We start from the raw sequence: 21,506 nt of genomic DNA, 5'->3' as shown, positions 1-21,506 counted from the left end.
CGTCGTGGTGGGCGGCCTGCCCCGGGCCCGTCAGTTGGAGGAGGCCACCGGGTTGTTCATCGCCCTGGCGCTGTCGGGTGTGGAACCCGGGCCCGTGGTGCCCGCGCTACGACCGGCGGACCGGTGAACCGTTCCGCGTCCCTGGCCGCGGACGGTATCCAGGATCGCGGCCACCTGCTCGGGGTGGGTGAGGTGCGGGTAGTGGCCCGCGCCCTCGATCACGGTGGCCGGCACGGATACCGCGACCTCGAGTGGATCGCGGGATCCGCTGACGATATGCACCGGCACCGTGATCTGCGCGAGCAACCGGCGAGCGGCCGCCCGCTGGTCGGGGCGGCTCGCCGCGCGTAACGCCGCGACGGTTCGCCGGGCTACCCCGGGGCGGCTCAGGTTCGCGCTCGCGCTGTCGATCGCCGGACCGGACGGCACGCCCAGAGTGGCGGCCAGCCGTTCCGGGCCGAGGAGGCGCAGCACGGCGGCGGTGACGGGGAGCCGGGTGACCCAGGACGCGCGGTTCTGCAGGAAAGCCGGTGCTACCAGGACTAGCCCGGAGATGCGGTCCGGGTGGGCGGCCGCGTAGCGCAGGACCGGGAGGCAGCCCAGGGAATGCCCGACCAGGATGGGCCGGGTGGTCACCGAAGCCATGAGCCGGTCCAGCCCGAAGTGGACGGGGGAGCCGCCGGGGGCCGAGCGGCCGAGACCGGGCAGGTCGGCGGTGTAGGTGGATGCGGTGGTCGCTGCGGTGACCGCGCGCCATGCTTCGCTGTCGGTCGGAAGTCCGTGCAGGAGCAGGAAATCCGGTGTCCGGCGATCGCCGCTCACCCAGAGGCCGTCGGTGAAACCGGCGCAGGGATCGGCTTCGGTGCTGCCGAATCGGCTGCTCACCAGGTGGTCTGCCCAGTTTCGCAGCACTTCCCCGGCGGGTGGCATGGTGAGCCCGGCCGCGTCCGCGACCTTTTCGGCGGCGGAGGTGTCGTAGTGGTCTTCGGCGAGGAACGCGAGCCGTTCCCGGTCGACCCCGGTGAGCCGGCGCGGCAGGCGGGCCACCAGACCGGCCGGAATCGTGAAACGGGGTGCGCCGACGTGCAGGTGCGCGGCGAGGATGCGCATCAGCTCCGGTAGCGGCGGGGTTGCGGGGTCGAGCACGGTGTAGGAGCGGCCCGCGGTGTCCGGGTCGGGCGGGAGGGCGAGGAGGAAGTCGGCGAAATAGCCGAGTTCGAGGATCGGCAGCAGGGTCCGGGCGTTGCCGGGGAGCGCGGGGAGCCTGCCGTTCCAGAGGTCACGGGTGAGTTCGGCGAGGCCGATGTACTGCCCGGGGCCGAGAACCGAGCTCGGGTTCGCGACGGTGAGCGCGACTTCCGCTGCCGCGGCGCGTTCGCGCAGTATCGCGTCGGCCTCGAATTTCGACGCGCCGTATGCGCCGACCGCGTAGTCGTGTTCGGCCGATTCCGGGACGGTGACCCGATATCCGGTGATATGGATCAGTCGGCGCAGTGCGGGTAGGCGTGTGCACCAGTCCAGGATGTGCAGGGCGCCGTCGATGTTCACCGCTCGGGCATCGGCGGCGTCGATCCCGAAGGTGAATCGGGCCGCGCAGTTGTACACATCGCGTATCGCGGCGGTGTCCAGCCCGGCGATCGCGCCCAGCTCGGGGTCGGTGATATCGCAGTCGACAACGGTCAGCCGCTCGCGCGAGACCTCCTGTGCGTCGAGCCAGGCGGTGAGCCGGTCCGCGCTGCCGGGGCGTAATGCGGCCGCAACCGTATGCCCGCGGTTCAGCAGCCGGGCGACGAGGGCGCGTCCGATGAAACCGGCAGCGCCGAAGACGACGGAATCGGGAGTGTCCATAACAGAAGTCCTAACTAGACTGGTCTACATATTTTGTGGATATGCAAATGTGGCTTGCGAGTCGACGCGGGTCAGAGCAGGCTGCGCGCGACCCGCGCGGCACGCTCCAGTGGTTCGCGGTCGCGATGTGTCTGCGCGAGTAGTAGCGCGCCCTCGACCAGGGCGAGCAGGGAAACCGCCAGATCGTCGGCATTTCCGTAACCGGCCGCCCGGAGGCTGATGCGCAAGGCCTCCGTCCATCGCTCGTACACCTCGGCGCAGGCCTGCTGGACGGTACCGTTCGCGCCGGAGACCTCCAGCGCAACCGTCGCCACGGGGCAGCCGCATTCCCAGCCGGATGCCTCGAGGCGATCGCCGAGCAGGGTGATCAGCTCGGTGACCGCGCCGGCCGGGTCGGTGAGGTCTGCCTCCGCCAGTGCGGTGTCGATGACGCCGGAGGTCTGGTTGACGGCGGCGGCGACGAGTTCGTCCTTACCGCCCGGGAAATGGAAGTACAGGGAACCGCGCGGAGTATCGCTGTCCGCCAGGATCTGGTTGAGGCCGGTGCCGAAGTAGCCGCGGCGTTCGATCGACGAGCGTGTCGCCTCGATCATCCGCTGCCTGGTTTCGGCTCCTTTTGTGCCCATGGTCGAAAAGTAGACCGGTCTTCATAAAAAGTCAACGCTCCAGCTCGCCGCAGAAGCTCACCGGGAGACGGCCGATGAATTCGCCGGGCCCGTCCATTGGGCGGACGGCTGGTGTTCAGTAGCGTGAGCGAGGGATCTTGTTGCGATACATGGCGGTATCGGCGGCCTGCATCGCCTCGTCGATCGCCGTCGGCGCATCCTCGAGATACACCGTGCCGATACTCGCGCCGATACTGATCGTCCGATCGCGGATCTGCATCGGCACGGTGAGCGCGGTGTGCACATCCGTGCTGAGCATCGCCAGTTCGGCCGTTCCGGTACACCGTTCGAGCACGGCGATGAATTCGTCGCCGCCGAGCCGAGCCGCCAGTCCGCCGGCCGCCGTAACGGTTTGCCGCAAGCGGGCACCGACTATGCGTAACACCTCGTCACCGACGGTATGCCCCCACCGATCGTTCACCTCTTTGAACCCGTCCAGGTCCAGATACGCCATCCCGATCGGCGGTGTCGCCACGGCCAGCCGATCGAAGAAATGCCCACGATTCGGCAACCCGGTGAGTTCATCGTGATTGGCGTCGTACCAGAGGCGCGCGGCGAGCTCGCGGCGTTCGGTCACATCGACCGCCACGCCGATCAGGAAACGGACCTGACCGCTGTGATCGCGGACCGCCGACATCGACAGGTCGATACCCGTGGACGTCCCGTCCGGGCGCGGATGGTCCAGTTCCAGCCGGAACCGGTCGATACTGCCCGCCAGCAGTTGGGTCATCCGCTGGTAGGCGTCGCCGATATTGGCGTGACCCACCACATCGGCCACCGGCCGGCCGGGCATCTCCCCGACATCGATGCCGAGCATATCGGCGAACGCCACATTGGCCTCGAGGACCCGGCCCTGGGTGTCGACGGTCCCGATGCCCACCGAAGCGCCCGCGAACACGGCCTCGAAACGGGCCTCGGAGAGTTCGCGGCGCCGCTCGGCCTCCTGGGCGGCCGCCAGCGCCGCGGCGAGCGTGGCCTCCTGCTCCGACAGTGCCACCGAACGCAGCGCCGCGGTGAAACCGGTGGCGAACTCGGCGGCCACGAGCAGCGCGCGGCCGGGTACCGCGGCACCGGTGCCGGGATCTGCGGCCTGGATGTGCCGGACCATATCGCGGCAGATCAGCGGGATCGTCCGGCCGGCCACCGCGGGGTCGCGGTAGTTCGCTGCGACCAATGCCTCGGCCGCGTACTGCCCGGCCTCGGGGCCGGTAGTGCCGCGCAGGGCCGCGAGCAACTGCTCGACCTGCCCGGTCAGCATTTCCTCGATACGGTCCCGGGTCAGGGTCGGCGCCACCGCACCGTCGAGGGCGTCGGCCCAGCCGATCGCGAGCTCCCGTGCGGTCACCCGGATCTCCCGCGCCGTACCGGCCGGGTCAGGGCTTGCACCCCACACCGGCCAGGCCCAGCGACCGGCCGGGTGCCTCGTGCCGATCGCGTTCCGACTCCGGCCGCCACATCGGCAGTTCGACAACACCCGGTTCCACGAGTTCCCAGCCGTCGAACATCCCGGTGATCGCCGCGCGCGAGCGGAACTGGATCCCCACCTGATTACCGTGCTGTGAGGACTTGTGCAGGGCCGCCGCATCGTCCGGGCGCAGCGCGGACGTCAGATGCGAGATGGCGACATGACTTCCCGAGGGCACCGCCTGCCGCAACGCCGCCACCTTCGCCGCGGGTAGGTCGTCGTCGGTGAGCAGATGCAGTACCGCGATGAGCAGAATCCCGACCGGCCGCTCCGGTTCGATCAACCCGGTTTCGCGGACCCGTGACAGCAATTCGGCCGGTTCCCGCAGATCGGCTTCGATGGCGCCGTAATTCTGTTCGCCCACCAGGATCGCCCGCGAATGGGCCACGGCCACCGGATCGATATCCACGTAGAGCACCCGGGCGCCGGGAGCGCACTCCCGGACGATCTCGTGCACGTTACCGGCGGTCGGGATGCCCGAACCGATATCGAGGAACTGAGTGATTCCCGCATCGATCAGAAAACGTACGGCCCGGCGCAGGAACGCGCGGTTGCTCAGCGCCAGCCTCGGGAGATCCGGTACCAGCCGGCTACCGCGCCGGGCAGCGAGCCGATCGACTTCGAAGTTGTGCGAACCACCCAGCAGCGCGTCGTACATACGCGCCGGGCTCGGCTGCATCATATCCACGCCCTCGGGTGCCCAGGCCGGCCTGTCCATATCGTCCCCTCTGCGCTCGATACCCGCCCGGCCGTCGCACTCTCGGCCGTATCCGGGAAACCCCTGCGCTGCGTTACGAACCGCCTCGTCGTGCGGCGGCCCGGTGTCCGCCGGCCGAGTTCTGGTTACGGCCGAAAACACTGAGCGCATAATAGCCGGTACGGCACCGCTCCGGTCGGCGGGCGCATCCCCACCGGGCCGGGCGTGTGCCGGTATGAAGGGGAGTCGCGGGCGTGCCGCCGCTGCCCACCACCGAACTCGCGGTGATCGAACAGATCCTGGCCGCCCCCGGTTTCACGGTCACCGAACTGTCGAAACGGCTCGGTATGCGGCAGAGCAATGTCGGTTACCCGACACCGGGTACTACGCCGCGCGGCTGGATCAGTGGCAAATCGTTGTAGGTCACGATGCCCGGCGGTGCCGCCACGACGGCCGGGATCGCGTTGATCACCGGTATTGCGGTCATGATGTGCCCGAGCGTCATGATTCCCAGGGGGCGAGCCCGCACAGTTCACCGATATCGCGGCCCGCCTTGTCCGGGGATCACGCATAACAGCCGACGAGTTCCAGAGGTTGCCTATCGGGTTTTTCATTGCCTCCGGTGGAGCCATGGCCGGGGGGCTGAATGTCGACGGTGCGGTGGTTTTCATCACAATCTTCCGCAATGTGAGGCCGAAGCGGCATGTGTCATAACGGTATGGAGTGATCACCGAACCGTCCGGCCCCGGGCGGTCGCTGCACCTCGCGCCCGCGCGCGCCACAGTGCTTCGAAGTGCTTGTCCGGCAAGGGTCTTCGCGGTGTTTTTCGGCACCGCGCGGATCCATGCGAACTCTCCGGTAAATGTCCTGCGTATGCCCTCCGGGCGGGCCCGCCGACCCGTTGGGATCCCGTCAACACGTGTTATCCCGAGGTCACGACACGGTAATATCGAATTACTCGCCGAGGCGTGTATCAGGCGAGTTCCGCCGGATCGAAGGTTGGTGAGACCACCCATGTCCGTATCGATGTTCGACGAAACCCTGCCACGCGGTGAACGAGACGGGGTCGGGCTGCGGGTCGGCGCAATCATCGATCGGGGTGGCGAGGTCCTGTTGCTGGAACTACCCAGTACCGGGCCGATCCGGCCCACTCGTAAACTGCCCGGGGCCACCGTGGAGCCCGGCGAATCGGTGACCGGCGCCCTGATCCGTGGTGTGCAGGAGGAGACCGGGCTCACCGTCACCGATATCCGCCACCACGTCGGCGATTTCGACTATCTCTCGCCCGCCGGTAAACCGGTGCGCCGGTTGCATTTCGCGGTCGAGGTCGAATCGCCGGGGCCGGTGGTGCTGAGCGCACACGAGAGCTACGTCTGGGCGCCCTTGAACAGTGGCGATCTGGAGGTCACCTCCTCGGTCCAGAAGATCCTCGATACCTATCGGGAACTCGTCTACCCGTGATCCATCGCCGCGTGCCGGTGGCGGTACCGGAGCAGGTGCAGCACCGCGCCGATCCGATCGCGCGGGAAGTCGCGTAGCCGTTGAACATCGGCCACCGACCTCGCGTTACCGAAGCGTTGAACAATAAGCACCGTCGTGATCGCCCTGCTACCGGCGGCGGCCGCTGTCCGGGGTTCGCGCCGCGTCTGTTACCGGACCGGCGTCCGGACGGTCGATGGTTGTTCGGTGAATTCAGTGCGTCGAGCGCCGGGCTCGCTGTGCGGCGCGCTCGGTTCCGGGGAACGGCGCAGCCGGGTCCGTACCGCCCCGCCGGCGCAGGCGATCACCGCGAGAGCACCGAGTCCGGTAGCCCAGGTCAGTTCCTCGTTCAACAGCAGCGCCGCCCAGCAGAGTGTGCAGACGGGCTGGGCCAGTTGAACCTGGCTGACGTGGGTCATCGGGCCGATCGCCAGGCCCCGATACCAGGGCAGGAAGCCCAGGAACATGCTCACCACGCCGAGGTAGGCGAAGGCGGCCCACTGGGCCGGTGAACCCGCCGGCGGCTGCTCGGACACCGAGAAGCCCGTGAGTACGACCATGACCGGCGCGGACAGCACCAATGCCCACGAAATCGTCTGCCACGCGCCCAGTTCGCGAGCCAGCAGCCCGCCTTCGGCATAGCCGCAGGCGGCCGCGACGACCGCGGCCAGCAGAAGCAGATCCGACCACTGCGGTCCGCCGAAGCCGTCACCGCGGAACCCGGCGAACACCACGGCCGCCACCGCGCCGGCGGCCGCGGTGCACCAGAAGGCCCGAGGCGGCCGCTCATGGCCGCGCAGGACGGCCAGGACGGCGGTCGCAGCCGGTAGCAGTGCTATCACAACAGCGCTGTGTCCGGCCGACGCTTCGGTGAGCGCGAATGATGTCAGCAGCGGGAATCCGGCGACGACCCCGCCGGCGACGACACCGAGCCGGAACCACTGCCGGCCCTGTGGCCGCTGCTGTTTGGTGAGCACCAGCGCGCCCGCCGCGAGCAAACCGGCCAGTACTGCGCGCCCGGCAGCGACGAAAAGGGCGGTGAATCCGTCGTCGGCCACCGCAACCTTGGTGAACGGCACGGTGAACGAGAAGGCCAGGATGCCGAGCAGACCCCAGGCCGGGCCCGCATACCGGGTCGATAGCGGTTCCGGGGTCGCTGCGATAGCGCTACTATGATCTCTCATGTCTGACGATAGCAGCTCTCGGATAGCGGCGGATCTTCGCCGCTGGATCGCCACTGCGCCGCCCGGTGCGCAACTACCGCCCACCCGGGCGCTGGTGACCCGGTATGCCGCAGGTCCGGTCACGGTGCAGAAGGCGCTGCGTATCCTCACCATGCAGGGATTGGTCGAAAGCCGGCCCGGAGTAGGGACTTTCGTACGTGCGGTGCGGGACAGCCGCCCGCACGACTACGGGTGGCAGACCGCGGCGCTGGGGACACCGCGGAATCGCTCCGCCCGGTGGTTCACCGCGCTGCAGACGGTCGCCAACGACCAGATCGCTCTGCACTCCGGCTATCCCGACCGGGAACTGCTGCCCGAACGGCTGGTCCGCGCCGCCTTCGCCCGCGCGGCCCGCGGTGACGCCACGGTCAACCGGCCGCCCAGCAGCGGTCTACCGGACTTACAGGCGTGGTTCGCGACCGAACTGGCCGCGGTCACGCCCGCTGGTGTGATGGCGCCTGCTCCGAGCGATGTCGCGATCTTCCCGGGGAGCCAGAGCGGGCTCGGTACGGCCTTCCACGCGCTGGTCGGTCCCGGCCGGCCGCTGCTGGTGGAGTCACCCACCTATTGGGGTGCGATTCTCGCGGCGAACCGGGCCGGTGTGCAGATGGTTCCCGTCCCGAGCAGTTCGCAGGGCCCGCGGCCCGAGGATGTGGCCCGGGCATTCGAGCGGACCGGCGCGCGCGCGTTCTACGCCCAGCCGCATTTCGCCAATCCGACCGGCGCGCAATGGCAGCCGGATCGGGCGGCGGGAGTACTGGATGTGGTGCGTGCGCACGGGGCGTTCCTGATCGAGGACGACTGGGCGCACGATTTCGGGATCGATACTGTCCCAGCTCCGCTGGCCGGCCGTGACGACGCCGGTCATGTGGTGTATCTGCGGTCGCTGACCAAAAGCGTTTCGCCGTCGGTCCGGATCGCCGCTGTCGTCGCCCGGGGCCCGGCCCGGGAGCGGATTCTGGCCGACGCCCAGGCGGAGTCGATGTATGTGAGTGGTCTGTTGCAGACCGTCGCCCTCGATGTGGTGACCCAGCCGGGCTGGCGTACGCATACCCGCGGGCTGGGCCGCCGGCTGGCGACCCGCCGTGACCTGTTGGTTTCCGCACTGCGTGAGCATCTGCCGGAAGCCCGCCTCGAGGTGGTGCCACGCGGCGGGCTGCATCTGTGGGTGCGGCTACCCGATCCCACCGATATCGCCCGGCTCGTGCGCGATTGTGCGGACGACGGGGTGGTCATCGCACCCGGGGACGAGTGGTTTCCCGCCGAACCGACGGGTGCATATCTGCGGCTCAACTACTCCGGCCCGAACCCGGGAGCGTTCCCCGAGGGCGTGCGGGTCGTGGCCCGGGCGCTGGCCCGCCAAGAGCGATAGCCACCCGGGCCGGGCAGGTACCGGTCGCGACGAGGCCGGCGAGCGGTACCCGGCCGGATCAGTCGGGCAGGATCGAGATCGTGCCCCGGCAGACCGCTGTCTGGGTGTTGAGCCACCACCAGCCGCCCCCCGTCCGGGCGGTCACCGTGAAAGCGACGGTGCCGACACCGGTCCAGGTCCGATTCACCGGAATACCCGGTTTCCCCTTCAGCATTTCCTCATCGCTGACGCTGGTGCCGGACGCGCCGGTGGTCTCGTTGTGCCAGTCGACCTGCACCTGGGTGCCGTACGGCGTGGTGGTGGGAATCGGGAACAGGCTCGCGGGCGGGTTGGGCAGATCGTTGCCGCCGCTGAGCAGCAGCGCCGGTTCCAGTTCCCCGCCGGGCGGGCGGCTGGCTCCCGAACTGGCCTGGATATGCCAGGTGAACGGTGGTGCCCATGCCAGCGGATTCGCGCTGCCACAGGTCATAACAGTCGACGAAGGTGGCTGGGCGGCGGCGGTGCCGGCACCGGCCGTGAGCAGGGCGGTGGCCGCCGCGACGGCGGTGGCCGGGGCGAGTGCTGCGGTGACGAGCTGACGTGCGCGAGGCATCTGGGCTCCCTGATCCGGTAGGGGACTGTCGGTGTAGCGCGTGCAGAGAATATCTACCTGGATGTCGCCGCCGCACCCGTTTCCGTTTCGCCCGGCGCGGCGTACCCCTGCCGTGGCTCAGCTCCGGACGTGGTCCTCGACGAATACCTTGCGGCACGACGGCGCGCAGAACGCGTAATCGACTCCGTCATGGTTGTAGGTGATCCGCGCGGTCGCCCATTCGACTTGCATTCCGCAGGTCGGATCGATGGTGAATCCCTCGGGTGCGGTGGGAACCCGGCCGGAATCGCGGAAGTCCTGGGTCATCAGCCGGGTCAGTTCGGTGCTGGTGGTGGACCGGCCGAGCGTGCCGGCGCAGTGTTCGCGCAGACCCACTATCTGTACGACACAGTGTGGTTCGCGATCCAGGCGCTGCGGGTCGGGTTCGGTACCCGCGATCGCGGCGGTGATCATCGGAATGATGTTCTTGCCGAAATCCGGGTCGCCGCTCCAGGATCCGGGCACGGTCAACCGGACCAGGTACCGGGCTGCGGTCTCGGTGGCCGGTCCGCCGGTGACCCAGGTTCGCGGCTGCTGGATCAGCACATGGGTGAATTCCCGGGCCTTGGCCAGGGTGGCGTCCGGGGCGTCGTCGTAGCCGGTGAGCGCCGCCAGCACCCGGTCGGCGAGTTCCTGTTCGGCGCGGGCGTCGAGATCGCGGCCGGTAACCGATATTTCGAGGGTCATCATGGTGGTTCATTCCTCCGGTGCGGTGGTGGGAATCGGGGTGGGGGTGCCGCTGTGGCGGCCGGCGACGGCGAGCAGGTCGTCGACCGACCATTGGTCGTCGGCGTATTCGCCGTATTTCGTGGCGAGGACGGTGCCGTCGGGGTGGATCAGGAAATCGGCGGGTAATCCCAGGCGACCTCCTTCGGGCCGGGCCGGTGGAGCCGGGCGTTCGCCGCGCCGGGCGGGTAGTTCGGTTCCGATCGCGCGGGCGATGGCCGCCCAGCCGCGCGGGTCCAGGAGTGCACGGGCGCCGGTTTCGACGCCGAATTCGCGATACAGCGCGCGATCCGGATCGGCGATGACGTCCAGTGGCAGATCGGCGGTGTATTTGCGGAGTTCGGTGGCGCTCGAGTGGAAGATCACCACCTCCCGGATACCGGCGGCCCGTATTTCGGGGAGCCGGGTGACTACTGACCGCAGGTGCAGGTTGCAGACCGGGCAGCCGGCGAAACGGCGGAATTGCAGGTGGGTGAGTTGTGCGGGGTCGGGCAGTGGTATCGATGCGCCGGTGAGTGCGGTCAAGGTCCGGGCGGATACGCGGTCGGGTGGCGACATCGAAGCTCCTTAGGTGTACAACGTACGCTCATAATCGAGTATGCGCGTATCCAGTACGCTGTCAACCCGTGCCCAGACCGCGTTCCCTCACCGATGAGCAACTGGTCGCGGCCGCGTTGTCGGTGATCGACCGGGACGGTCTGCCCGGCCTGACAATGCGCGCGGTCGCCGGGCAACTGGGGATCGCCACCATGGGGCTCTACCGGTACGTCGCCGACCGGCAGGCGCTGGAGGTGCTCGTCGTCGACCACATCTTCCACACCGTCGACCTCGCGCTACCCGCGGTGGGCTGGGCGGACCGGATCCGGATCCTGATGGAACGTCTACGGGTCGCGGTGGCCGCACATCCGGCCGTGGTGCCGCTGGTGCTGCGCCACCGGCAGGCCGCGCCCGGCTCGCTGCAACTGATCGAGACCATGCTCGCCGCGCTCACCGACGGCGGGCACACCGGACTCGACCGGGTCGTCGCGCAGCGCACGCTGATCGGTCATCTGCTCGGGTTCCTGCAGAACGAGCACTATGCGGCACTGTCCGGGGCGGGCACCGTCACCATGTCCGAACTGGCTCCCGAGCGGTACCCGCATCTCGCGAGCACCGCGACCGACGCGCGCACGCTACCGCCGGCCGAGGAGTTCCGGCGCGGTCTCGATATCGTGCTGCGCGGACTCGGGGACTGACCGGGTCGAACCATCGCGCGCACGACTCAGCGAGAATCGTCCGGATCGGGTCGGCCGTCCTCGTCTTCCCCGGGCGCTATATCGGGACAATCCCCGGCGAGGATTGCGCCCAACCGGGCTCTGGGCGGCATCACCGCTTCCCGCAGGATTGCCAGGATCTCGTCCTCGGTGCTGCGGCCGTTGTCGACCGCGCGTATCCGCAGGGCGCGGTACACCGCGTCCGGTACATGCCGAACAGATAGCGTCACCATGGAGCCGTCTTTCGTCGACAGTCGTCGGTGCCCCGAGTATATTTCCCGTCCCGCCGCAGCCCGCCCCGGACCGGGCTCCCCGGTGTTTCTTTCCCGTATCGGCCGCGCGATCGGGTCGCCTGCCGGGATGCGGCCGCGAACCACATAATCGGCCGAAACCTATTCCGGCACTATAAATATGAAGCAAGATCCAGGTTCGACGATGCGATAGGAAACCCGGACCGGTTGGTTCGGTGCGGTGCGCGGCTGTTCACGCGCGCATCCGGAAAGCGAGGCGGAAATGAATCACAAACTCTGGTTGCTCGGGCGGCTCGCCGCGGTGGGCGGGCATATTCTCGGGGAGAAGATCACCCGGCACCGGGCGCGCACAATCGACGATGTACCCGCGTCGGGGGCGGCGCTGACCATCGAATGGCTCACCGCCGTGCTGTGCCGGGACACTCCCGGTGCGGAAGTGCTCTCGTTCGAAATCGACGGGGGCAGTAGCGGCACCTCCACCCGGGCCGCGATCCGGGTGGAATACAACGAGGCCGGACAAGCGGCGGAATTGCCGCGGGCGTTGTTCGCCAAGACCACCACCTCGCTCAGTCAGCGCATCCTGCTGGGCGGCGGCAAGATGATCGACGGTGAGACCCGGTTCTTCCGGGATTTCCGCCCGGAACTCGATATCCAGGCACCGCTCGGCTATTGGGGCGCCTCCGATCCGGCGTCCTGGCGTTCGATCGCGCTGATGGAGGATATCGCTGTCACCAGGGGCGCGGTGTTCAGCGAGCCGACCGAGCCGATCGGTCGCGCGGAGATGGAGGATCTGGTCCGTAACCTCGCCCGGTTGCACGGCACGTTCTGGGAGAGCCCGGCGATCGAACCGTTGAAGACGACGAACGAGGCGCTGGCCGCCTACCTTGCCGCGATCGATATGAAAACCCGCTGCAGCGTGGGGCTGGAGCGGGCGGCGGAGGTCGTGCCCGAAGAGTTGCACGGTCAGGCGGACAGGCTGTGGGCGGGTGTGGAGCGGGCGGTGGACCTGGCGACCCGGGAGCTTCCGCACACCCTCCTGCACGGGGACCCCCATATCGGCCAGACCTACCGCACCGCCGACGGCCGGATGGGATATGTCGACTGGCAGGTCGTTATGCGCGGCGGCTGGGGCCACGATTTCGCGTACACGGTGAACTCGGGATGCGAACCGGACGACCGGCGGGCCTGGGCCGAGGATCTGCTGAGGGCCTATCTCGACGAACTCGGCCGCGCCGGTGGCCGTGCGCCGGCTTTCGACGAGGCCTGGTCGATCTATCGGCAGCAGTCGATGTTCGCATATGCGGCGTGGGCGTTCACCATCGGCCGCGCGTCCTATCAGCCCGAGATGCAGTCACGGGAAACCTGCCTGACTCTTATGCGCCGGATCACCACGGCGGTGCACGACAACGGTTCGCTCGACGCGCTGGGGGTCTGAACGGCGGGCGGCGACCGGGACCGGCGGCTCGGTCCCGGTCAGCCGCATTTTTGCCTGCCGGGGCCGGGTGCAGATATGCGGACCAGTCCAATGAATTTGCCCAAATACCCGATTGGGCAACCTATTTCGAAAACAAACAGATAGTCCGGCAGTGTCGTAACATCGCGTCGTTCCGGCTCGAGTCAGTATGTGCAGGAGGAGGCTCGAACCGGTGCCCGGCCGGTGGAAAACCATCGGTCCCGCCACCAGACGTATGGAGTTCCTTCTTGACCAGCTCGGAATATCGAAGCCTTGCTCCGGCCCCGGTCGGCCCCGGTTCGCACGACGATCCCCGGTATGCGCTGTATCTCCCGGAATTCGCCGCCGACCCACATCGTGCCTACAGCGAAATGCGCCGGCGCTACGGTTCGCTCGCGCCCGTGGAACTGGCCCCGGGGGTGCCCGCCACTTTGGTTATCGGGTACTCGACCGCGCTGCGGGTACTCAACGACCCGGACCGTTTCCCTGCCGATCCGCGGATATGGCAGAAGGATGTTCCGGCGGGGTGCCCGGTATTGCCCATGCTCGAATGGCGGCCGATGGCCAGCCGTTGTGCCGGCCAGGAATTCCTACGGTACCGGCAGGCGATCACGGCCAGTATCGACGAAGTGGATATGTATGCCATCCACGCCGTGGTGGAGAACATCGCGGGTCCGCTGATCAACTCGTTCTGCGCGGACGGCCACGCCGAACTCATCCAGCAGTATGTTTTCCCGCTGTCGTTCCAGGTGATCAACTATCTGCTCGGCAGTCCGCCGGAGGTCGGTCAGCAGGTCGCGGCCGGTATCGCCGCCATGCTGGAGGGGGTCGACGCCGAGGCCGGGAGCCGGATGCTGGGCGAGGCCCTCGCGAATCTGGTGGTGATGAAGCGGAAGGACCCCGCCGCCGATATCACCTCGGTGCTACTGCGGCATTCCGCCGAGCTATCCGACGAGGAGGTGTCCCACCATGTTTCCCAGGTGTACGGCACCGGGATCGAGTTCGAACTCAATCTGATCGTCAACACCTTGCTGCTGATCCTCACCGACGACCGGTTCGGCGGCAGTGTGCTCGGTGGAAACCTCACCTCCCGCGACGCCCTGGACGAGGTGCTGTTCAACGATCCACCCCTGGCCAATCTGCTGGTGACATACCCGCGCATGCCGATACTGCTCGACGATATCTGGTTGCCGGCGCATCAGCCGGTGGTGATCAGCATGGCCGCCTGCAACAACGACCCCAAGATCCGGACCTCGGACCTCACCGGTAATCGTGCTCATCTCGCGTGGGGCCTGGGGCCGCACGCCTGCCCCGCGCAATCGCTGGCCTACATCATCGCCGAAGGGGCGATCGACCAGTTGCTGGACGCGCTACCGGAGATGCGCGCCGATTTCCCCGACGGCGAACCCGCGTGGCGGCCGGGCCCGTTCCACCGGTCACTGGTGGAACTCCCGGTGACCTTCCCACCGGGCGCGCCCCTGCTGGGCGTCGAAAGCCCGGCGGCCCGTCCCGCCACATACACCTGACGAAATCCGCAACCCGTAGCCTCCTGGCCCGCGAGGTCCTGAAACCACGCGCGCCCGGAGGCGCCATGCACTTGAATCCGGATTCAAGTTGGTTTACCGTGCGGGAGAGCATCGAATGCCCGCCTGCGGCGGATCGAGCCGCGCCCCGAAGATCGGAGTTCTCCCGTGGAACTGTTCACCTCGACCGACCGCGCCCGCGAGTATCGGCAGAAACTCCTCGGTTTCATGGACGAATGCGTGTACCCGGCCGAACCGGTCTATGCCGAGCAGATGGCCGCCGCCGGTGATCCGCATCATCATCCGCAGATCCTCGAGGATTTGAAGGCAGAGGCCAAGAAGCGCGGACTGTGGAATCTTTTCCACCCGCACGAGGAATGGGGTCCGGGACTGACCAACCTGGAGTACGCGCCGCTGGCCGAGATCATGGGCCGTAGCCCGGCGCTCGCGCCGGAGGCGTGCAACTGTTCGGCGCCCGATACCGGGAACATGGAGGTGTTCACCCTCTTCGGTACCCAGGAACACAAGCAACGCTGGCTCGAACCACTGCTCGACGGCACCATCCGCTCGGCCTTCGCGATGACCGAGCCCGGGGTCGCCAGCTCCGATGCGACGAATGTCGAGATGCGGATGGAACGCGACGGCGACCACTACGTGCTCAACGGCCGGAAATGGTTCGCCTCCAACGCCATGCACCGCAATTGCAAGGTGCTGATCGTCATGGGCAAAACCGATCCCGAGGCGCCCAAGCACCGGCAGCAGTCGATGATGGTGGTGCCGATCGACGCGCCCGGTGTCCGGGTAGTGCGCAACCTGCCGGTGTTCGGGTATGTCGACCGTGAGGGTCACGCCGAAATCGACTTCACCGATGTGCGGGTGCCGCTCGCCGATGTGCTCAAAGGCGAGGGCGAGGGATTCGCGATCAGCCAGGCGCGGCTCGGCCCCGGCCGGATCCACCATGCGATGCGGGCCATCGGAATGGCCGAGCGCGCCCTGGAACTCATGTGCGCCCGGGCCGAATCGCGGACCACGTTCGGGCGCAAGGTCAGCGAACGCGCGAATATCCGGGACTGGATCGCCGAGGCCCGTATCGATATCGAACAGGCACGGCTGCTCACCCTGAAAACGGCCTGGATGATGGATACGGTCGGCAACAAGGAAGCGCGCACGGAAATCGCCGCTATCAAGATCGCCGCGCCGGTGATGGCGCTGCGCATCGTGGACCGCGCGATCCAGGTGTACGGGGCGGCCGGCGTAACCGAGGATTTCCCGCTGGCCAGTATGTACGCCCACCTGCGGACCTTGCGTATCGCCGACGGTCCCGACGAGGTGCACAAACTGACCATCGCCCGCGCCGAACTCGGCAAAGCCCGCGCCGCTGCCGAAGCCGCCGGCTGAATTCCGGCGGACTACTCCCGTCGCGCCAGGGCTTCGGTGGCCCGCGGAGGTATTTACGATGCCGCTGCCCGGGCAGGAGGAGCCGAGCGTGCAAGTAGCTGCCGCTGTTCCGTGGGCGGCGGCCGTTCGCCGGGAATACCTGCCTTCGCTGCCGCCCTGGTAATCCGCCGATGCGGTAGCTGTGTAACGGCCCGGCGCCGGATACGTTGGACAGGTCCGGCCGGTGTCCGGCGATCATCGGGCGCTGTCGTGGGCGAGCACGAGGAGGCTACACATGACCGTGGAGACCGGGACGCAACCGCAGCGGCGGCGGCATATTCTGCTGGAACTGGGGTTCGCGACCACGACGGTGGGGGAGGAATTGCACGGATCGGCGACGATCACCCCGCAGATGCATACGCCGGGTACCGGCCTGCTGCGTACCTCGGTGCTCGCCACCTGGACCGATACGGTGACCGGTCTGCTCGCGGCGCGCACACTCGGGCCCCGGGTTCCGGTGACCCTCGAACTCGATGTGCACCTCTACCGGCCCGCGCCGAGTTCCGGCGAGGTGCGGGCGGTGGGCCGCACGATCAAGGCGGGGCGTTCGGTCTTCGTCGCGGAGGTCGAGTGGACCGTCGACGGCGAGCCGTTCGCGTTCGGCGGCGGTTCGTTCGTGGTTTCGCCGAACGAGGAGTTGCGGTTACCAGCGCGGATGAGTATCGATATGCCGGTCACCGGGCAATTGCTGGCGGTGCCGCTGGCCGAGCGGGCGGGCTGTGTGCGGCGTGCGCCGGGGATCGCGGTACTGCCGCGAACCGACGACGGCCTGAATGCTTCGCGCACCGTGAACGGGGGCCTGATCGCCCTCGCCGCCGAGGAGGCGATGCTCTCGCTCGCCCCGGGGGCGACCCTGAGCACGCTGGGGCTGCGCTATCTGCAGGCCGCGCGGGTGGGCCCGGTGGTCGCCGAGGCGACGCTGCGGGCCGAGGTGGGCCGGGCGACGCTGCGCGACGCCGGTAACGAAGACCGGATCACCACCTTGGCGACGGGTCGCCTGTTCCCGGCGAGTGGCCGGTGACAGCACCGGAGGGCGGCGCACCGGTGGATACCGCGATCGATCCCGGCCCCGCGCAGGCACCGGCCACCGGCCGCCCGGCGCCGAAGAGCCGGCGCGGTATCCGGACCCGGGCAGCCCTGGTCGACGCGGCGCGCCGGGTTTTCGAAACCGACGGATTCGTCGATGCCCGGATCAGCGATATAACCCGCACTGCGGGCGTGGCATCGGGTTCGTTCTACACCCATTTCGACAGCAAGGAAGAGATCTTCTCCGAAGTCGTCGCGCAGGTCCGCGACGAGATGTTGCACCCGCACGTCCGGGCCCGGGGCGGTAGTTCCGATCCGCGGGACTGGATCGCCGCTGCCAACCGGGAGTACCTGCGCTCCTACCGGCGCAATGCCCGGCTGATGGCGGCGCTGGAACAGGTTTCGCGGGTCGACCAGCAGTTCGCCGCCCTGCGTGCGGAGCGGGCGTCGGCGTTCATCGATCGCAATGCGGCGTTGATCGGTGATCTGCAACAGCGCGGTCTGGTGACGCCGCGGCTGGATGCGCGGGTGGCGGCGCTGGCGCTGTCGAGCATGGTGAGCCGGATGGCCTCGCTGGTGTTCGTCGAGGGCGAGGAGGTCGATTTCGAAACCCTGCTCGACACCCTGAACTGGATCTGGTTCAACGCCTTGCAACTGCCCGAGCTGCCCTGAACGACAACCGGCTACCGCGCGCACGGGTACGGTGCGATTGCGCGGTGGTGGGCAACCGTCACACAGTGGGCGATCGGCGACCGTGGGCGGAGCCACTCGGCTCACCGCGAGGCCGGGCTGCCGCGGCCGCCTCGATGGCACTACCCGGCGTGCGCAGATCAGGTGCCATTCGGTGTCGTTGCGCGGGCCGAGTCGCGGCGAAACCGGAGGAACTTACGGAGATAGCCCACCACACCGCGCAGCGGCACGGCCCGCGGCCAGTCGTCCGGGCGAAAATAGGCGTCGGTGCCGCCGTCCACGAACAACACACTGCCGCAGAGGAATTCAGCAGATGGTGACAACATCATGGACACCCAGTCGGCGATGTGCTCCGGTTTACCGAAACCGCCCGTGGGGACCGGGAAAGCCTCGATCGCCTTGGCCTCGGTGGGAGTGGCGAGCTGTTGCTCCAGCAGCGGGGTCAGGATGGCGCCCGGTGCGATGACATTGACCCGGATACCGGCACCCGCCCACTCGGGCCGCACGGCATGCCGGCGGACCCAACGGCTCACCGCGATCTTGGACGCGGCATAGACGAAAGGCGCGGCCTGGGTGCCGAAGATCCGCACGCTGCGGACCGCGCGTTCGATATCGCCGGCCAGGAACGCCCTGACCGTCCGGTTCTGCACCACGGGGACCGTGGTGGACGAATTGCTGCCGAAGGCCACCACACGCGCCTCCCCGGTCGCGGCCAGAGCCGGTCGCCAACCTTCGAGCAGATCGACCACGCCGAGATAGTTCACCGCGGCGATCACCGGCAGTCGCGACCGATCGCGTACCGGGCCCAGCCCGGCCGCCAGGACCGCGCCGTCGAGCCGTCCGTCCGCCGCTTCGAGCACACTGTCGATCGCCTGTCGGCGCCCCGCCGCGGTGGCGAGGTCGGCGACGATATCGGTTTCCTGGATATCCACGCCGATCACCCGATGACCCTCGGCTTCCAGCTTCTCGGCGACAGCCCGGCCCATACCCGAGGCTGCTCCGGTGACCGCATAGACACCCATCCGAAATCCTTCCGTACGACCCGGCGTGTGCACGCCGGGCGATTTCGTCGGAGTCTGTCAAAATTGCGGAGCCTGTCAAGTGCTCTGGAAACAGCAGTGCGAGCGCGGTTCACCGGCCGGCGGGCTCAGAACGGCAGATGAACCCAATCGGGCAGGGTGAAGCAGATGATGCCGAAATCGTAGCCGACGTGGACATCGACCTCCGTGGTCGCGCCGCCCGCCGAGACGGTGTGCTGCCCGATCACGGTCGGGCTCCAGTCTGCGGTGAAAACCCCGGGTTCCTCCTCTGCGACCGGCCCGAAAGTGCCGCCGCCCGGCTGCCCGTTCACCGAGTCTTGGAAGAACACCCGATCTCCGGGGGCGCCGACAGCGGTCACGGTGTACGTGCAGCCGACGCCGTATTGGATGAAACCCAGGCCGAACCCGCCGGATACGCCGATATCGGTGATGTAGGCCGAGGCGGTGACGGGCTGGACGAGAACGGCCGCCGCGGCGAGCGTGCAGGCGGCGATCCCGGCACGCAGATTTCCCGATGAGTTCATGGCCGGCTCCGGTGGTATCGGCGGGTATCGGACATCCTGTAAACAAGTGGAACACCGGTGGATCACAGCGCACAGTTCCGGATGATCACGAAGTATGCGCGGGGGTCACAAATCGAGTAAAGCGCACGGAGCCGCTCGCCGGATTCCGGCGGATATGTAACAGCCGGGGGTCTTCGAGTGACTAACGGTGCGTAAACGTTATCGGCGCGGCGGGATTGCCGGGTGAATGCTGACAGCCCGTACCGTTGCCCATAGCGGATATTGCAGAGCGGTATAACCGTTGCACCGGGCGAGTTCCGGGGAATTCCACCCCGAATCCCCGTTATTCCCCGGCAATTTAAAGGATGAAATTTCCTTTGAATTATGGGTATGCACCTCATGTCCGAATATCGGTATGGTCCTGTGCGCGAACTGAAATCGCAGCCGCCCGGTTCCCGGACGGTCTACGTGAGAAGGAATTGAACGTAATGAAGTTCGGCACTTTCGCCGCAACCGCACTTCTGTCCGTCGCCGCCGTCGGTATTTCCGCTGCGACCGTGCACGCCGAACCGGCGGCGCCGGCTCCGCAGCTGAAGAGCGAGGGCGTCGACCAGGGAATCGCCTACGAGACCAGCGTCGACCAGGAAACCCAGGCGATCATCACCGAGGTCGAGAACGGCCGATTCGAGCTCACCCCCGACGGCGCCGCGGCCGTGCTGAAAGCCGTCAGCGGCGCCGTCGTGGCCGAGGTGCCGCTCACCTACGAGATCTCCGGCAGCGAAATGGCTGTAGCACACGAGATCAGCGGCGACGGCACCAGGCTCGAACTCACCCCGACCGTGACCGCCGAGGACATCGGTGAAATGCGGCCGGTGAGCTCGATGGCCCGGCTCACCTCCGAACTGGAGAAGAACGTCGCCGGTGTCGCGGCCGGTGCGGTGCTGGGCGGGCTGCTCGGCGCGCTCGTCGGGCTCGGCTTCCTGAGCATCATCACCGGCCCGATCGGCATGCTCGTGGGCGGTGTGGCCGGCGGTTACGTGATGGGTGGGCAGTCGTTCGGTGACGCCGTGGCGGCGGTCCTGCGCGGCGAGCCGTGACCGAACCGGCATCGGACGAGAACGGCGGGCAGCCGCCGCTCTCGCCGCAGGACAAACGTGCACGGGTCGGAGCCACCGCGGCAGCCATCGCCATCGCGGCCGTGGTGACCTCGATCGTGCTGGGCATCGGAATCGCCGCCCTGCTGGCCACGGCCGGCGGCGGCGAGGCAACGACCGAGGAACGCGCCGCACCGACCGCCGGGGATTCGTCGGCTACCGCCGGGGCGACCACGCCGCTCACGACCCCTGTGCCGCCGGTGGTATCGCCTCCCGCGTCCGCATCGCCGAGTGCGCCCCCGACCACCACGCCACCCGCCCTGGGCACCGCGGGACAGGTCAACAAGGAAGCGAAACAGGCGCCACCGAAGATCGAGGTGGCCGCCGGGGAATGCCTCAGCGGATTCGGCGAGAAGGAAGTCACCGAAGCGCCCTGCGGCAGCCCGGAATCCCGGTACAAAGTCTCCGCGGTGGGCCCGGTGGGAACGGCCTGCCCCGCCGACGGCGACACCAGCCATACAATCGCCGACACCACCCTGTGCCTCGATATCGACTGGGTCGTCGGCAGCTGTATGGACGTATCGGGCGATCACCCGCAGCCCGCCGACTGCGGGCCCGGCGGAGTCCAGGTGATCAGCATCCTGCCGGACACCAACAGCGTGAACGCCTGCCCGTCCGCCGATAGCGGGTTCGTCTACGACCAGCGCCGTTTCGTGGTCTGCTTCGCCGAACTCTAGGCCGAGCCCGGCGGTCGAGAGTCCGCGTACGCCTGCCCTCGACATTGCCGGGGCAGAAGCCGACAGCGGCGAGATAGAGCGTGGCCGAGTTGCCGGCGGTCCGGGCCGGAGCCCGACGGCCGGGTCCAACCGGGTGGAAACCCGCCGACCGGTGGTTACATCGCATAGCCGCCTTCCGGCATCCCGCACGCCGCAGCCGTGCGCGCAGAGTTCGACCGACCGACGGTGACTCCACTGCTCGGCTGCGCCGGCTTCGCGCCGGCGCAGCCGAGCGTGCTGAGTGGCCGAGCGTGCTGAGTGGCCGAGCGTGCTGAGTGGCCGAGCGTGCTGAGTGGCCGAGCGTGCTGAGTGGCCGAGCGTGCTGAGTGGCCGAGCGTGCTGAGTGGCCGAGCG

The 21,506-nt window shown here is 68.0% G+C and carries 22 protein-coding genes and 1 pseudogene; 11 read left to right on the top strand and 12 right to left on the bottom strand.

All coding sequences use genetic code 11. The features are described from left to right. Window positions 1-30: 30 nt before the first annotated feature. The 4 genes from IU448_RS27820 to IU448_RS27805 all read right to left on the bottom strand — a co-directional run bounded on the left by IU448_RS27820 (window position 31) and on the right by IU448_RS27805 (window position 4,696). Window positions 31-1,848, bottom strand: coding sequence for an alpha/beta fold hydrolase (locus IU448_RS27820; protein WP_195058696.1), 1,818 nt, complete (start codon window positions 1,846-1,848; stop codon window positions 31-33). A 71-nt stretch (window positions 1,849-1,919) separates the two neighbouring features. After that, complete coding sequence (locus IU448_RS27815) at window positions 1,920-2,474, bottom strand: TetR/AcrR family transcriptional regulator (RefSeq protein WP_195058695.1); 555 nt, start codon at window positions 2,472-2,474, stop codon at window positions 1,920-1,922. A gap of 115 nt (window positions 2,475-2,589) precedes the next feature. After that, window positions 2,590-3,858: a diguanylate cyclase domain-containing protein gene (locus IU448_RS27810; protein WP_195058694.1), complete on the bottom strand. Its 1,269-nt coding sequence runs from the start codon at window positions 3,856-3,858 to the stop codon at window positions 2,590-2,592. A 28-nt stretch (window positions 3,859-3,886) separates the two neighbouring features. After that, window positions 3,887-4,696 carry an SAM-dependent methyltransferase gene (locus IU448_RS27805; protein ID WP_195058693.1) on the bottom strand — a complete coding sequence of 270 codons (810 nt, stop codon included), beginning with the start codon at window positions 4,694-4,696 and terminating at the stop codon, window positions 3,887-3,889. A gap of 233 nt (window positions 4,697-4,929) precedes the next feature. Here IU448_RS27805 and IU448_RS27800 point away from each other — a divergent pair, with 233 nt between their 5' ends. Continuing rightward, window positions 4,930-5,097 (top strand): MarR family transcriptional regulator, encoded by a 168-nt coding sequence (locus IU448_RS27800; RefSeq protein ID WP_195058692.1) that lies wholly within the window; start codon window positions 4,930-4,932, stop codon window positions 5,095-5,097. Here the strand turns inward: IU448_RS27800 and IU448_RS29260 are convergent. After that, a pseudogene (locus IU448_RS29260) lies at window positions 5,043-5,180 on the bottom strand (dihydrodipicolinate reductase); the annotation flags it as partial. The gene IU448_RS27800 and the pseudogene IU448_RS29260 overlap by 55 nt on opposite strands. Before the next feature lie 509 nt (window positions 5,181-5,689). Here IU448_RS29260 and IU448_RS27795 point away from each other — a divergent pair. Beyond that, entirely contained in the window at window positions 5,690-6,136 is a 447-nt protein-coding gene (locus IU448_RS27795) for an NUDIX hydrolase (RefSeq protein ID WP_195058691.1), read from the top strand. 188 nt (window positions 6,137-6,324) lie between these two features. Here IU448_RS27795 and IU448_RS27790 read toward each other — a convergent pair whose 3' ends face one another. After that, window positions 6,325-7,338, bottom strand: coding sequence for a DMT family transporter (locus IU448_RS27790; protein ID WP_195058690.1), 1,014 nt, complete (start codon window positions 7,336-7,338; stop codon window positions 6,325-6,327). Between IU448_RS27790 and IU448_RS27785 the strand changes: the two genes are divergently transcribed. Next, window positions 7,337-8,749 carry a PLP-dependent aminotransferase family protein gene (locus IU448_RS27785; RefSeq protein ID WP_195058689.1) on the top strand — a complete coding sequence of 471 codons (1,413 nt, stop codon included), beginning with the start codon at window positions 7,337-7,339 and terminating at the stop codon, window positions 8,747-8,749. The two genes, IU448_RS27790 and IU448_RS27785, sit on opposite strands and share 2 nt — an antisense overlap. A 58-nt stretch (window positions 8,750-8,807) precedes the next feature. On the opposite strand, the gene IU448_RS27780 is transcribed toward IU448_RS27785, so the two are convergent. The 3 genes from IU448_RS27780 to IU448_RS27770 all read right to left on the bottom strand — a co-directional run bounded on the left by IU448_RS27780 (window position 8,808) and on the right by IU448_RS27770 (window position 10,664). Further along, a complete protein-coding gene (locus IU448_RS27780; RefSeq protein WP_195058688.1) occupies window positions 8,808-9,341 on the bottom strand; it encodes a hypothetical protein in 534 nt (177 codons plus the stop codon). A 117-nt stretch (window positions 9,342-9,458) separates the two neighbouring features. Continuing rightward, entirely contained in the window at window positions 9,459-10,070 is a 612-nt protein-coding gene (locus tag IU448_RS27775) for a YHS domain-containing protein (RefSeq protein ID WP_195058687.1), read from the bottom strand. Between the two features lie 6 nt (window positions 10,071-10,076). Continuing rightward, window positions 10,077-10,664 carry a peroxiredoxin-like family protein gene (locus IU448_RS27770; RefSeq protein ID WP_195058686.1) on the bottom strand — a complete coding sequence of 196 codons (588 nt, stop codon included), beginning with the start codon at window positions 10,662-10,664 and terminating at the stop codon, window positions 10,077-10,079. 68 nt (window positions 10,665-10,732) lie between these two features. Between IU448_RS27770 and IU448_RS27765 the strand changes: the two genes are divergently transcribed. Further along, window positions 10,733-11,341, top strand: a complete 609-nt coding sequence (locus IU448_RS27765; RefSeq protein WP_195058685.1) for a TetR/AcrR family transcriptional regulator — start codon at window positions 10,733-10,735, stop codon at window positions 11,339-11,341. Window positions 11,342-11,367: 26 nt separating this feature from the next. Here IU448_RS27765 and IU448_RS27760 read toward each other — a convergent pair whose 3' ends face one another. Continuing rightward, window positions 11,368-11,592 (bottom strand): FitA-like ribbon-helix-helix domain-containing protein, encoded by a 225-nt coding sequence (locus tag IU448_RS27760; protein WP_195058684.1) that lies wholly within the window; start codon window positions 11,590-11,592, stop codon window positions 11,368-11,370. Window positions 11,593-11,872: 280 nt separating this feature from the next. Here IU448_RS27760 and IU448_RS27755 point away from each other — a divergent pair, with 280 nt between their 5' ends. From IU448_RS27755 to IU448_RS27735, 5 genes are all read left to right on the top strand, one after another. Beyond that, window positions 11,873-13,045, top strand: coding sequence for an aminoglycoside phosphotransferase family protein (locus IU448_RS27755; RefSeq protein WP_195058683.1), 1,173 nt, complete (start codon window positions 11,873-11,875; stop codon window positions 13,043-13,045). A 266-nt stretch (window positions 13,046-13,311) separates the two neighbouring features. After that, window positions 13,312-14,589 (top strand): cytochrome P450, encoded by a 1,278-nt coding sequence (locus tag IU448_RS27750; protein ID WP_195058682.1) that lies wholly within the window; start codon window positions 13,312-13,314, stop codon window positions 14,587-14,589. A gap of 171 nt (window positions 14,590-14,760) precedes the next feature. Next, the gene (locus IU448_RS27745) at window positions 14,761-15,984 is read left to right on the top strand and encodes an acyl-CoA dehydrogenase family protein (protein WP_267467283.1); all 1,224 of its coding nucleotides are present in this window, start codon (window positions 14,761-14,763) and stop codon (window positions 15,982-15,984) included. Window positions 15,985-16,258: 274 nt separating this feature from the next. Further along, window positions 16,259-17,044 carry a hotdog domain-containing protein gene (locus IU448_RS27740; protein WP_195058680.1) on the top strand — a complete coding sequence of 262 codons (786 nt, stop codon included), beginning with the start codon at window positions 16,259-16,261 and terminating at the stop codon, window positions 17,042-17,044. Continuing rightward, a complete protein-coding gene (locus tag IU448_RS27735) occupies window positions 17,041-17,721 on the top strand; it encodes a TetR/AcrR family transcriptional regulator (RefSeq protein ID WP_280458078.1) in 681 nt (226 codons plus the stop codon). The genes IU448_RS27740 and IU448_RS27735 overlap by 4 nt, the downstream gene beginning before the upstream one ends. A 158-nt stretch (window positions 17,722-17,879) precedes the next feature. Here IU448_RS27735 and IU448_RS27730 read toward each other — a convergent pair whose 3' ends face one another. Beyond that, on the bottom strand, window positions 17,880-18,761 hold the full coding sequence (locus tag IU448_RS27730; RefSeq protein ID WP_195058679.1) for an SDR family oxidoreductase: 882 nt from the start codon (window positions 18,759-18,761) through the stop codon (window positions 17,880-17,882). A gap of 125 nt (window positions 18,762-18,886) precedes the next feature. Then, the gene (locus IU448_RS27725) at window positions 18,887-19,303 is read right to left on the bottom strand and encodes a hypothetical protein (protein WP_195058678.1); all 417 of its coding nucleotides are present in this window, start codon (window positions 19,301-19,303) and stop codon (window positions 18,887-18,889) included. A 467-nt stretch (window positions 19,304-19,770) separates the two neighbouring features. Between IU448_RS27725 and IU448_RS27720 the strand changes: the two genes are divergently transcribed. Together IU448_RS27720 and IU448_RS27715 are read left to right on the top strand one after the other, a co-directional pair. Continuing rightward, a complete protein-coding gene (locus IU448_RS27720) occupies window positions 19,771-20,379 on the top strand; it encodes a hypothetical protein (RefSeq protein WP_195058677.1) in 609 nt (202 codons plus the stop codon). Continuing rightward, window positions 20,376-21,113 carry an LppU/SCO3897 family protein gene (locus tag IU448_RS27715; protein WP_195058676.1) on the top strand — a complete coding sequence of 246 codons (738 nt, stop codon included), beginning with the start codon at window positions 20,376-20,378 and terminating at the stop codon, window positions 21,111-21,113. Before IU448_RS27720 ends, IU448_RS27715 begins: the two co-directional genes overlap by 4 nt. The last annotated feature ends 393 nt before the right edge of the window (window positions 21,114-21,506 follow it).

This window comes from Nocardia flavorosea (genome assembly GCF_015477805.1).
Taxonomy (GTDB): Bacteria; Actinomycetota; Actinomycetes; order Mycobacteriales; family Mycobacteriaceae; genus Nocardia; species Nocardia flavorosea_A.
The sequence above is the reverse complement of the archived record's forward strand: the minus strand, read 5'-3'. Positions and strand labels throughout refer to the sequence as shown.

Bases quoted from the DNA above. Each gene is read 5' to 3' on its own strand.
- IU448_RS27820 (WP_195058696.1), bottom strand. From the start codon at position 1,848: ATGGACACTCCCGATTCCGTCGTCTTCGGCGCTGCCGGTTTCATCGGA.
- IU448_RS27815 (WP_195058695.1), bottom strand. From the start codon at position 2,474: ATGGGCACAAAAGGAGCCGAAACCAGGCAGCGGATGATCGAGGCGACA.
- IU448_RS27805 (WP_195058693.1), bottom strand. From the start codon at position 4,696: ATGGACAGGCCGGCCTGGGCACCCGAGGGCGTGGATATGATGCAGCCG.
- IU448_RS27795 (WP_195058691.1), top strand. From the start codon at position 5,690: ATGTCCGTATCGATGTTCGACGAAACCCTGCCACGCGGTGAACGAGAC.
- IU448_RS27785 (WP_195058689.1), top strand. From the start codon at position 7,337: ATGTCTGACGATAGCAGCTCTCGGATAGCGGCGGATCTTCGCCGCTGG.
- IU448_RS27790 (WP_195058690.1), bottom strand. From the start codon at position 7,338: ATGAGAGATCATAGTAGCGCTATCGCAGCGACCCCGGAACCGCTATCG.
- IU448_RS27780 (WP_195058688.1), bottom strand. From the start codon at position 9,341: ATGCCTCGCGCACGTCAGCTCGTCACCGCAGCACTCGCCCCGGCCACC.
- IU448_RS27775 (WP_195058687.1), bottom strand. From the start codon at position 10,070: ATGATGACCCTCGAAATATCGGTTACCGGCCGCGATCTCGACGCCCGC.
- IU448_RS27770 (WP_195058686.1), bottom strand. From the start codon at position 10,664: ATGTCGCCACCCGACCGCGTATCCGCCCGGACCTTGACCGCACTCACC.
- IU448_RS27760 (WP_195058684.1), bottom strand. From the start codon at position 11,592: ATGGTGACGCTATCTGTTCGGCATGTACCGGACGCGGTGTACCGCGCC.
- IU448_RS27755 (WP_195058683.1), top strand. From the start codon at position 11,873: ATGAATCACAAACTCTGGTTGCTCGGGCGGCTCGCCGCGGTGGGCGGG.
- IU448_RS27740 (WP_195058680.1), top strand. From the start codon at position 16,259: ATGACCGTGGAGACCGGGACGCAACCGCAGCGGCGGCGGCATATTCTG.
- IU448_RS27730 (WP_195058679.1), bottom strand. From the start codon at position 18,761: ATGGGTGTCTATGCGGTCACCGGAGCAGCCTCGGGTATGGGCCGGGCT.
- IU448_RS27725 (WP_195058678.1), bottom strand. From the start codon at position 19,303: ATGAACTCATCGGGAAATCTGCGTGCCGGGATCGCCGCCTGCACGCTC.
- IU448_RS27720 (WP_195058677.1), top strand. From the start codon at position 19,771: ATGAAGTTCGGCACTTTCGCCGCAACCGCACTTCTGTCCGTCGCCGCC.